Genomic DNA, 12,035 nt, shown 5'->3' with positions numbered 1-12,035 from the left:
TTAAGGCTCAAACGTCTTTAAATAGACGTGAGCCACTAAAGCTAGAGCTAAAACTGAATAAACTTAAACAATTGGCTTTTGGCCGCGTTCAATCAGTTTCATCAGCACGCTGTCTGCAGATTTGCCTGCCACGCCCGCTAGTTTGTCTGAAAGCTTTTTCTTCTGTACGTAGTGAATCGCTAGAACCGTTTTGTTCTTACATGCCGCTACGACTAAATCATCAGAAGTGCAGATCTCATCCACCAGCCCAAGTTCATGTGCTTGCGTGCCAAACCAGTGTTCGCCAGTTGCTACTTTTTCAAGATCTAACGCAGGACGATGGTCACGAATGAAATCTTTGAATAGACCATGTGTCTCTTCTAACTCTTCTTTGAATTTCTCACGTGCTTTATCGCTGTTCTCACCAAACATGGTTAATGTACGTTTGTACTCACCTGCCGTTAGCTGTTCGAACTCGATATCGTGTTTCTTCAGCAGTTTATTGAAGTTTGGCAATTGAGCGATAACGCCAATAGAGCCAACAATAGCAAAAGGTGCAGATACGATTTTGTCTGCGATACATGCCATCATATAACCGCCACTTGCTGCTACTTTGTCTACCGAGATAGTCAGAGGCAAACCTGCTGCTTTGATACGATCAAGTTGAGAGGACGCCAAGCCATAGCCGTGAACCATGCCACCGCCAGACTCAAGCTTCAGCAAGACTTCATCGCCTTCACGAGCCACAGCCAGAACCGCCGTTACCTCTTCACGTAATGAAGCCACTTCTTTAGCATCAATGCTGCCGTTAAAATCAAGAACGAATAGATGTGGTTCACGCTTGCTATCAAGCTCCCCCTCTTTCGCTGCTTTCTTTACTTCTTTACCGCGTGATTTTACTTTCTCTTTTTCTGCTTTCTTTTCTGCTTTATCACGGGCTTTGATGAAAGCATCGTCGTGTAGATGGTGCTCTAATTGTTCAATCGTCTGTTTATGGTGTTCAGATAGGTTCGTGATTTCCAGCTCACCTTTAATCGCGCTTGATTTCCCACCCACAGATTTAGCAATCACTAAAATTGCGATGATGGCGATTACAACGGTCGCAATCTTGGCTAAAAACAGGCCGTAGTCCAACAAAAATTCCAATGTCATATCCCCTATTGTATGAATTAGTGTATTGTAACCATCTTGTCACGATTACCAAGAATTTCTCATCATTCCTGCGGTTATCTGTGTGATTAAACATCAATGGAATGACGAACATAATAAAAGAAAGAAGGATAAGCACAGTGGATTACCCAATCTCTACAGATGCCCTCAAAGATAAAGTAATTTTGGTTACAGGTGCCGGTGCTGGCATTGGTCGCCAAGCTGCACTAAGCTTCGCTCAACATGGCGCAACTGTCATTCTGTTAGGCCGCAATGTAAAAAACCTAGAATTCATTTACGATGAAATCGAAAGCGCTGGTTACCCGCAGCCTGCAATTATCCCATTGGATTTAAAAGGCGCGACAAAACAGAACTACGTTGATATGGCTGAAACCATTGAATCGCAGTTCGGTCGTTTAGACGGTCTACTTCATAACGCTGGCGTTTTAGGTACTCTGAGCCCGTTTGAGCAGATTGATGAAGAAACCTTTGATGATGTTATGCAGATCAATCTGAAGTCTGAGTTCTTGATGACTCAAGCACTTTTACCTGCACTAAAGAAAGCTGAAGCGGGTCGTATCGTATTTACGTCTTCTACCGTTGGCCACTCTGGCCGTGCATTCTGGGGCACTTACGCAATTTCTAAGTTTGCTACCGAAGGTATGATGCAGATCTTAGCGGATGAGCTTGAAGACACAAACATCCGTGTTAACGCGATCAATCCAGGCGGCACGCAAACACGCATGCGTGCAAAAGCGTACCCAGGTGAAGATGCTAACAAGCTGAAAACGCCACTGGACATTATCCCACTGTACCTACACTTAATGAACCCAAGTGTGACAGACATTAATGGCCAATGTATCGACGCTCAACCTAAGTAGTTGATATTATAACCAATAACAAGAAGCCGCTTTAATCGCGGCTTTTTTTGTATCTAAATCAATCAACTAGCACTTACTTCCGCTAATTATCATCATTTTGCTTTGCATCTTTTTCATTGTTAAATATACTGTATAAATACACAGGTATTTGATTATGCATGAACTAATAAAAAACTTACAAGACCGCCAGCTAATCTGGAAAGGGCTACAATCAACAACGCAAGGAACTACCACTTCGACAGGCTATCCGCAATTGGATAAACAGCTTGATGGCGGCTTCCTGACGCACGGCGTTATTGAAGTTGAATCACAACAAGGGATTGGCGAACTGCGCCTGCTTACCCCCTATTTAGCTCAGCAAAACTCACAGAAGCTGGCCATATTCATTAACCCGCCAGGGAAGATCTGTGCCGAGTTTTTTAGCAGCCAAGGGATTGAGCTCGATAACATCTTGGTGATCGAGCCTCAACGCGACCTCGATGCATTATGGGCAGCCGAGCAATGCCTCAAGAGTGGTGCTTGTCATTCTGTATTGTTATGGGGAGCCGATCTCGAAATCCACCAAACCAAACGCCTACAAGCCGCAAGTGAAATAGGTAAATGTCTGCAATTTCACTTTAAAGCCACCAGCCATAATCAATTATCCCTGCCCGTTTCTTTAAGCATGAAACTCTCTTCTCATGCGCAGGGATTAAAGGTTAAGGTAACTAAAAGAAAAGGCAGTTGGTCGTATGGTAGCTTTATTCTCGACATGACCCACAATTGGCCGTTACTGACAGAAAAAGTCATCAGCATCGACAGTTCACATCACAATCTGTCAGATAATACTGTGTTGGCCTTCCCTATTGCGAAGCAAGGTTAGCGCATGCTGTGGCTTTATCTGCACTTTCCATCTCTGCAGTTGGATACCTTATTTAACTCTAATGAATTGGGTTCGAACGAAGAAGCACACGAGCAACCTATTATCATCGTGGATGAAAAAGATCACCGTGTGCTGCAAGCTAACCAAGCTGCTCTGCAATCGGGAATTTCACTTGGTATGGGGCTAGGGTCTGCGGCGGCGCTTTGCCATAACTTACACGTCCACCCTTACAGTATTGAGCTAGAAAAAAGCAAGCTCAAAGAGATCGCTCAATGGGCGTATTTGGTCACTTCTGACATGGCGTTATTGCCACCCAATGGTTTGTTGATTAAAGCTTCTAATATGCTGTCACTTTACGATGGGCTAGATAACTACTGGCATGAGCTCAAAAGTCATTTAGAAACGCTCAATATCCAGTTCAGCTTCGCGACGGGTTACTCGCCACTTTCTGCGATCCTTTTGGGCAAGCAATCCATCAACCAAGTCACTAATAATGTTGAGCAAATGAAAGCATGGGTTAATCAACAAGCATTAAGTTCCAGCGAGCTGCCAACTAAGCAAGTGGAGCGTCTGAACCGCGTCGGCATTAACTTAGTGGATGACCTATTGAAACTGCCTTTGCAAGATGTCGCACGTCGCTTTGATATCGACTTGGTCAATTATGTTGGTCGCCTTAATGGGCAGTTCAAGCACCCGATTGATTTCTATCATCCACCGGAAAGCTTCCAACAATATCTCGAGCTATTGTTTGATATTGAAAATATTCTATTTATCGAAAAGCCGCTGCTGAAATTGTTGAATCAACTGGAATGCTTTTTGAAGCTACGTGACAGAGTCGCGTTTGAGCTAACACTGACTCTGCATCTTAGGGATAAAGACGATCATCATGTCTCTTTCTATTCAGCGCAGGGCGATTATCTTGCCAGCAAATGGGCGAACCTAACGCATCTCACTTTAGAGTCACTGAAGATCACTGCCCCCGTTCAAGGGCTCACTCTCTCGTTAACTCGTCATGGTGAGCCTCAAATGGCCTACCACGATCTTTTTGATGGCAATACCGGAACGCTTGCTGCGCTAGACCTACTTTCACTGTTACAGGCGAAACTTGGACAGCCCTGTATTCAAACGCCGAAAATACAACAAGATCCTAGGCCAGAGAAAGCCAATCAATATTCGCTACCAACACTAAGTCATACGGCGAAAAAGGGGCGAGATCCACAAGAACTAAATCAACAAGCCACAACAACGAACAACATTAACCAACAAAGGCTCAGACCCAGTATTTTACTGCCAGAACCTGAAGCATTAACCGAAAGCGTCACCTTATCCCAAGGCCCTGAGCGTATTGTTTCTGGGTGGTGGGATGGCGAAAAAATCATTCGTGACTACTTTATTGCTCACAGTGAAAACGGTCGATGGCTATGGGTCTTTAGAACACCAGATAAACAGTGGTTTTTGCACGGCTTATTTAGCTAGTCAGCAAGACAATTTAGTTAAGTCGCCCGTTCCACGTACTCTATTTCAACATCCCTTTTCAATCATGTTTACTCGCAATGATTAAGTGAAATTACGTTATGTCTCAGCAATACTCAGAGCTTTTCTGCCAAAGTAATTACTCCTTTCTTGAGGGAGCTTCACACGCGGAAGAGCTGGTTTTACAGGCCGACTTCTTACGTTACAAAGCACTCGCTGTTACTGATGAGTGCTCGGTCGCGGGCATCGTGAAAGTCCACTCTGCAATCAAGCAACATAAACTGTCGCTCAAGCAAATTGTCGGGAGCATGTTTTGGTTAAATGAAGAATGCCAAGTGGTTTTACTATGCCCAAATAGACAAGCCTATGCCGAGCTGTGCCGCATTATTACCAATGCGAGACGTCGTAGCAGCAAAGGGCATTATCAGCTCTCTGAGTGGGATATTATGTCGGCTAAGCACTGCTTCATCCTGTGGCTACCTCAGCAAAAAAATGAAGACGCGCATTGGGGACAATGGCTTTCTCAACATCATTCCGGTCGGTTGTGGATTGGCTTACAACGACACCTCAAACAGACCGACCAACAATACACGGATTACTGCGTTGAGCTGTCACAGCATCACCACCTGCCGATTACAGCTTGTGGTGGCGTGTTAATGCACAATGCTAATCGCTTGCCCTTACAGCACTCACTCACCGCGATTAAATATCAAAAACCAGTGACCGAAGTTGGCAGTCACTTACTGGCGAATGCCGAGCGCTGTTTGCGAAGCATCAATAAGCTCTCTCATATCTTCAAAGCGGAGTGGCTAGAAGAGAGCAACCGAATTTCTGAACTGTGCGAATTTGACTTAGGTAGTCTACGTTACGAATACCCAAGTGAGTTGATTCCTAAGGGTGAGACGCCCATGAGCTATCTACGTATGTTGGTTGAAAAAGGAAAACAGGCTCGCTTTCCACAAGGTGTCCCTGACGACATCCAACAGATCATAGATAAAGAATTGGGGTTAATTGGCGAGCTTGACTACCCTTTCTTTTTTCTCACCATCCACGACATCGTGATGTTTGCCAAAAGCCAAGGTATTCTTTACCAAGGTCGAGGTTCAGCGGCCAATTCCGTGGTCTGTTATTGCTTAGAAATCACCTCTGTCGACCCAAGACAAATCTCGGTACTGTTTGAGCGTTTCATCAGTAAAGAGCGCGATGAGCCGCCTGATATTGATGTCGATTTTGAGCATGAACGCCGAGAAGAGGTTATTCAATATATCTACCAAAAATACGGTAGAGAACGTGCTGCACTGGCTGCAACGGTCATTTCTTATCGCTTTAAAAGTGCAGTAAGAGATGTCGGTAAAGCATTAGGGCTACAAGAAACTCAGCTCGATTACTTCATCAAAAACACCAATCGCAGAGACAAAAGCTTAGGTTGGCAGGCTCAGTTAACTCAATTAGGACTACAACCTGATTCTTTGAAGGGGCAACAATTTATCCATTTGGTCAATGAGATCATCGGCTTTCCACGCCACCTATCTCAACACGTCGGTGGCTTTGTCATATCCTCAGGACCTCTGTATGAACTGGTTCCCGTCGAGAATGCCGCGATGCACGACCGAACCATTATTCAATGGGATAAGGATGATCTAGAAACCTTAGGCTTGCTGAAAGTTGATGTGCTCGCGCTTGGTATGCTCTCTGCAATTCGTAAATGTTTCGACCTGATCAAACGTATTCATGGGCGATCACTGACAATTGCGGAGATCACTCGCCTTAAGGACGATCCTCAGGTTTATGGCATGATTCAGCGAGCAGACACGGTCGGGATATTCCAAATTGAGTCACGTGCACAAATGAGCATGCTACCAAGGCTTAGGCCAAAGGCTTATTACGACTTGGTGATTCAAATCGCTATCGTACGCCCTGGTCCTATTCAGGGCGATATGGTTCATCCGTTTCTCAAGCGTCGAGATGGCATTGAGCCAATCAGTTATCCATCTAAAGATGTGGAGTCGGTACTGTCGCGCACCTTAGGTGTTCCTATCTTCCAAGAGCAAGTGATCAAACTCGCGATGGTAGCTGCAGGATTTACTGGTGGTGAAGCAGATCAACTCAGACGAGCGATGGCCGCTTGGAAGAAAAATGGCAACGTATTTAAGTTCAAAACCAAACTCATCGAAGGCATGCAAAAGCGAGGCTACGAAACCGAGTTTGCCGAACAAATATTTAAACAGATATGTGGCTTTGGTGAATACGGTTTCCCTGAAAGCCACTCGGCTTCCTTTGCGGTATTAGCCTATTGTTCAGCTTGGTTGAAATGCTACTACCCAGAGTGCTTCTATGCTTCTTTGTTGAATAGCCAACCCATGGGCTTTTATAGTCCATCGCAGTTGGTTCAAGATGCACAGCGACACAATGTGACGATACTTCCGGTATGTGTGAACGCTTCTCAAAACGACCACACGGTTGTCTCTCAACAGAATAGTTTAGCGATTCGATTAGGGCTGCGACAAATCAAAGGTTTGAGTGAACACGGTATCCAGAGCGTACTTGCCAATCGTCCGCATTCTGGTTATCACCATCCTAGCCAAGTAAAACAGCTATCGATGAATAAGAAGGACATAGAGCTACTCGCATCAGCCAACGCGCTACACAACGTTTCAGGAGACCGTTTCCAGACTCGCTGGGCGATAATGGATTCCGCTTCTGACCTACCTCTGTTTAGCCAAGTCTATGACGAGACTAAGGATGGTCATGGCGAACACACACTGCACAAACCCAATGAGATGCAGGATTTACTTGAGGACTTTACCAGTGTCGGTATCTCATTAAATAAGCACCCTATAACCTTACTAGAAGAAGCGAATCGATTAGGTCGATTCACTCATATGAAAGACTTGATGCAACAAAGACACAAATCCATGGTCACCGTTGTCGGGTTAGTCACAGGTAAGCAATCACCGGGAACTGCGGCAGGTGTCACCTTTGTCACACTAGAGGACAGCACTGGCAATATCAACGTGGTGGTATGGGGCGCCACAGCACGTGCTCAACAACAAGCTTATCTGACAGCTAAGGCGTTAAAGGTACAAGGGATATTAGAAAAAGAAGGAGAAGTCGTGCATGTTATTGCGGGGAAACTTATCGATATTACCTATGAAATTGTTGGCTTGAAAACCAAATCTCGGGATTTTCATTAGCGAAGTACCAACTGTTCTCAATAGGTCACTGGCTAAAGGAGGAACGAGAGAAAGAGCAACGAAAAAGGGAAGCATCCGCTTCCCTTCAATTCCAATTGTTGAGTTATGACTCAACTTCAGCTTCCGTACGTCTTTTCTTAAATTCCCTATACAGTAATAAGCTCAAAGTCATGACGACTTTAGACGTTAACCATATCATTAAGAGGAACTACCTTAGATTGTGTGTGAAAAGTTACGCTAGTAGTTGAGCATATTTCGTTAAGAAAAATATGCTACGTGAATATTAGCAAACGTTTTCTATAAGGTCACTCAAAACAAACCGTACAGCAGCATTAATTATAAAATCTGACGCATTCGCTCTTGAGTCACTTCAACCAAGAGGTCCGGCTGGAACTTGGAAATAAAGCGGTTACACCCTACTTTCTCAACCATAGCTTCATTAAAACTTCCACTTAATGAAGTATTTAGCGTAATAAACAGGTCATGCATTCTAGGGTCAGTACGTACTTCGTGTGTCAGCTTATAGCCGTCCATTTCAGGCATTTCAGCATCGGTGATCATCAACAATATTTCTTGATTGATGTCTTTGCCTTCATCACACCAGCCCTTAAGTAAGGTCAGTGCTTCTAAGCCATCACAACACTCAATAATGTTCAAACCCAACTGCGACAAGGTACCTTTGATTTGGTTACGCGCTGTTGAAGAGTCATCAACGATAAGCACATTACGTCCTATCATCTCCTGAGCTAATTGTTCGTCTAAAACGCCTTCAGAGATCGAGACATCGTAATCAATGATCTCAGCTAACACTTTCTCAACATCGATGATCTCAACAATCTTGTGCTGCTCTTCTTCTTGAATATGCGTGATAGCGGTTAGGTAGTTTGCACGGCCTGTTGTCTTTGGCGGCGGTTGAATTTCTGTCCATGTCGTGTTCACGATATTACGAACTTGTCCAACCAAGAAACCTTGTACGGTTCGGTTGTATTCCGTAATAATTAGGTTGCTCTCTTGAGATTCCGCACGAGATGGCGGAAAGCCAATCGCGCTGCGCAAATCAATAACAGGCACCGATTCACCACGTAAAGAAGCCACACCCGTAATATGATGGTGAGAGCCAGGTAAGCGAGTGAGCACTGGCACTTTTAGGACTTCTTTCACTTTAAATACGTTAATCGCAAATAGTTGACGACTGTTTAAGCTGAATAATAAGAGCTCCAGACGATTTTCACCGACCAGTTTGGTTCTCTGATCAACCGAATTTAAAACGCCAGACATACAACACCTTAGTGACAAATAATAACTGTGGCTACAATAGCCTACTTCAATAGGTTAAAGCAAAGCGCCAATGCACAGAATGCTTAAACTAAGTACAACAAATGATGTTATACAAAGCTTAAGTACATGGAAAGGTTCAGGGTAAGGCTACAAGACGAGAAAAGAGGTTAACCTTCAATAACTTTCATTAACAGTTGGCCATCGTATAAGGCCTGCTTGATGAGCGCAGCACCTGGCATGGTTGCCTGCTTATAAAAACGAGATTCCACCAGTTCTAAGTCTTTATAGTAAACCGATAGACTCTGCTCTTCGATGCACTTTTGAATCGCCGGGTATAACACGCTCTTCGCCTGATTGATAACACCACCCACCAAGATTTTCTCTGGGTTGAATAGGTTAATCACAATCGCAATCGCAGAGCCTAGATAACGACCTAACTGTTCAATCACTTCGACAGCTAGCGGATCCCCATCAGCAGCGGCAGCGCAGATCTGTTCAATAGTGACGTCTTCAAACACCGTTAGCGTTGATTCTTCACCATTGGCTAATCGCTCTTTGACTTGCTCTCGGATTGCCTGAGAACTCGCCACCGTTTCTAAACAGCCTCGATTACCACAGTGACAAAGCTTGCCTTCCTTATCGATCTGGATATGCCCCAACTCACCGATGTTACCGTGACGCCCTTGCAGAACGCGACCATCAAGAATGATCCCGGCACCTAAACCGTGGTGAATCGAGATAAGAACAGAGTTATCGTTATCTTGTGAGTTACCAAACAACTTCTCTGCTAATGCCCAGGCTCGGGTATCATTGGCAATAAAAACTGGTAGGCCGGTTTCTTTGTAGATCTCCGGCCCCAACGCCAAGTTTTCAACGTTGTAGTGCGGCATCTGCAGCACAATACCTTGCTCTGAATTCACCAGACCTGGCAGTGTGATAGCGATACTCGTCACCCTGTCGAGTTGCTCAGCATAGGTTTGGAAGAACTCATCGATTTCATGGAGAAGACGCGCAAGCACATCATCTTGATCGCGTTCATGGATATCAATTTTGGTATCGATAAGCACGTCACCGCCCAATTCATGGAGCGCGATCGTCAAGTATCCGCGACCAAGACGCATCGACAGAAACTGCCAACCTTCGTTATTGGTTTGCAGACCGACAGCAGGACGCCCACGAGTCGTGGCTTCTTGAACCGTCGTTTCGTGAATCAGGTGAGCTTCAATGAGTTCACGGGTAATTTTAGTAATACTCGCCGGAGCCAACTCACTTTGCTTGGACAAATCGATACGAGAAATAGGACCTTTAAGGTCAATTAGTTTATATACACGACCAGCATTGACCTGTTTGATATGATCAATATGGCCCGGTTGAGCCATGTACATTTTACGCTCCAGAAATCATCAACGAGGTAATTTTTTTACTTTGCGAAGTAATTGTGAAGTCACTTGGTATATCGCCGTGACCAGTATCACGTATATACATGAATCTTTGTGTATCGAGTCAAATAGTTCGAGGAAAATTAACACCCACATCGATAATTTACGACTTAATTTTCGGAATAAAACATCGCGTTTGAGCCCTGAATTCAATAATTAGAGGCAAATCAAGAAATATCCCCCTAGCTCCCAATAAATTATCAATTAATGCATATACTTAATTCAGTCTTTTAAAAGATTACTTGGCCTCACTCTAGGAGTATTCATGACAGCCGAATTAAGAAAAACGAAAATCGTCACAACGCTAGGCCCTTCTACTGATAAAGGTAACGTGCTTGAAGAGATCATCAAAGCCGGTGCCAATATCGTCCGTATGAACTTCTCTCATGGCACCAGCGAAGACCATATCCAACGTGCAGAAAATGTCCGAGCGATAGCCAAAAGACTCGGCACTCAAATCGCCATTCTCGGGGACTTACAGGGTCCCAAGATTCGAGTATCGACATTCAAAGAAGGTAAGATCCAACTTGCTGTCGGTGATCTATTTACTCTCGACAGTAGCTTAGGTTTAGGTGAAGGCAACCAACAAGCGGTTGGCCTTGATTATAAAGAGCTGCCTAACGACGTATCCTCCGGCGATATCCTGTTGCTTGACGATGGTCGTGTTCAACTGAAAGTAACCAAAGTGGAAGGCTGCCGTGTTCACACCGAAGTTATCATTGGTGGCCCACTCTCAAATAACAAAGGCATCAATAAAAAAGGCGGTGGCCTTTCAGCAGAAGCGCTAACAGAAAAAGACAAGCGCGACATCGTCACCGCAGCACAAATCAAAGTGGATTACCTCGCCGTATCTTTCCCTCGCAATGGCGAAGACATGCACTACGCTCGTCAGCTTGCACGAGAAGCTGGCTTAGAAGCTCACCTCGTCGCAAAAGTGGAACGAGCAGAGACAGTCGCCACTGTTGAGAATATGGATGACATCATAATGGCCTCAGATGTGGTCATGGTGGCTCGTGGTGACCTCGGAGTAGAAATTGGAGACCCAGAGTTGGTCGGTGTACAAAAACAGCTTATACGCCGTGCTAGAGCGCTTAACCGAACGGTGATCACCGCGACTCAAATGATGGAATCAATGATTTCTGCGCCAATGCCAACCCGTGCCGAAGTCATGGACGTTGCCAATGCGGTACTCGATGGCACCGACGCGGTGATGCTTTCAGGTGAAACCGCTGCGGGTGATTACCCAGTCGAAACCGTAAAATCAATGGCAGAAGTCTGTATTGGTGCTGAAAAGATGGCGGGGGTTAACCAATCTAATTACCGTATTGACCGCACCTTCGTTACCGCAGAAGAAACTGTTTCTATGGCGACCATCTACTCAGCAAACCATATGGAAGGTATTAAAGGAGTAGTCACTCTCACCGAGTCTGGCCGTACTGCATTGATGATGTCTCGCTTAAGTGCTGACATGCCTATCTATGCGCTGTCTCGTAACGAAGGAACACTTAATCGCTGCACCTTGTACCGAGGTGTGACACCTATCTACTTTGAGACAGAAGCCGAAGACAGCTTTGATATTGCGCTATCAACCCTCACTTGCCTAAAAGAGAAAGGATACCTGAAGTTTGGTGACCTGGTGATCATCACTCAAGGCGACATTATGGATGTGGCGGGATCAACCAACTGTATGAGAATCTTGCCTGTCACTTAATGTTTGACCGTAAGACGAAGCGATTAGCATAATTTCAAAGGCAAAAAAGGGTTATTGAACCAAGTTCAA

The 12,035-nt window shown here is 44.8% G+C and carries 8 protein-coding genes; 5 read left to right on the top strand and 3 right to left on the bottom strand.

Translation table 11 applies throughout. The features are described 5' to 3' along the window. Nucleotides 1-63 precede the first annotated feature (63 nt). Complete coding sequence (gene sohB, locus QQ041_RS04765) at nucleotides 64-1,131, bottom strand: protease SohB (RefSeq protein ID WP_285953223.1); 1,068 nt, start codon at nucleotides 1,129-1,131, stop codon at nucleotides 64-66. A gap of 137 nt (nucleotides 1,132-1,268) precedes the next feature. Between sohB and QQ041_RS04760 the strand changes: the two genes are divergently transcribed. The 4 genes from QQ041_RS04760 to QQ041_RS04745 all read left to right on the top strand — a co-directional run bounded on the left by QQ041_RS04760 (nucleotide 1,269) and on the right by QQ041_RS04745 (nucleotide 7,538). Next, nucleotides 1,269-2,009 (top strand): YciK family oxidoreductase, encoded by a 741-nt coding sequence (locus QQ041_RS04760; RefSeq protein WP_146492209.1) that lies wholly within the window; start codon nucleotides 1,269-1,271, stop codon nucleotides 2,007-2,009. Nucleotides 2,010-2,163: 154 nt separating this feature from the next. Beyond that, a complete protein-coding gene (imuA, locus tag QQ041_RS04755; protein ID WP_285953222.1) occupies nucleotides 2,164-2,871 on the top strand; it encodes a translesion DNA synthesis-associated protein ImuA in 708 nt (235 codons plus the stop codon). Nucleotides 2,872-2,874: 3 nt separating this feature from the next. Continuing rightward, nucleotides 2,875-4,347 carry a DNA polymerase Y family protein gene (locus QQ041_RS04750; protein WP_285953221.1) on the top strand — a complete coding sequence of 491 codons (1,473 nt, stop codon included), beginning with the start codon at nucleotides 2,875-2,877 and terminating at the stop codon, nucleotides 4,345-4,347. 98 nt (nucleotides 4,348-4,445) lie between these two features. Next, nucleotides 4,446-7,538: an error-prone DNA polymerase gene (locus QQ041_RS04745; protein WP_285953220.1), complete on the top strand. Its 3,093-nt coding sequence runs from the start codon at nucleotides 4,446-4,448 to the stop codon at nucleotides 7,536-7,538. 336 nt (nucleotides 7,539-7,874) lie between these two features. On the opposite strand, the gene QQ041_RS04740 is transcribed toward QQ041_RS04745, so the two are convergent. Together QQ041_RS04740 and QQ041_RS04735 are read right to left on the bottom strand one after the other, a co-directional pair. Continuing rightward, on the bottom strand, nucleotides 7,875-8,816 hold the full coding sequence (locus tag QQ041_RS04740; RefSeq protein ID WP_017062139.1) for a chemotaxis protein CheV: 942 nt from the start codon (nucleotides 8,814-8,816) through the stop codon (nucleotides 7,875-7,877). 167 nt (nucleotides 8,817-8,983) lie between these two features. Then, nucleotides 8,984-10,201: an ROK family protein gene (locus QQ041_RS04735; RefSeq protein WP_285953219.1), complete on the bottom strand. Its 1,218-nt coding sequence runs from the start codon at nucleotides 10,199-10,201 to the stop codon at nucleotides 8,984-8,986. Nucleotides 10,202-10,520: 319 nt separating this feature from the next. Here QQ041_RS04735 and pyk point away from each other — a divergent pair, with 319 nt between their 5' ends. Next, nucleotides 10,521-11,966 carry a pyruvate kinase gene (gene pyk / locus QQ041_RS04730; RefSeq protein WP_285953218.1) on the top strand — a complete coding sequence of 482 codons (1,446 nt, stop codon included), beginning with the start codon at nucleotides 10,521-10,523 and terminating at the stop codon, nucleotides 11,964-11,966. Nucleotides 11,967-12,035 lie beyond the last annotated feature (69 nt).

The sequence above is a fragment of the Vibrio sp. TMPB1044 genome, from assembly GCF_030442075.1.
GTDB classification, from domain to species: Bacteria; Pseudomonadota; Gammaproteobacteria; order Enterobacterales; family Vibrionaceae; genus Vibrio; species Vibrio satsumensis.
This window is presented reverse-complemented; position numbering and strand designations above follow the sequence as displayed.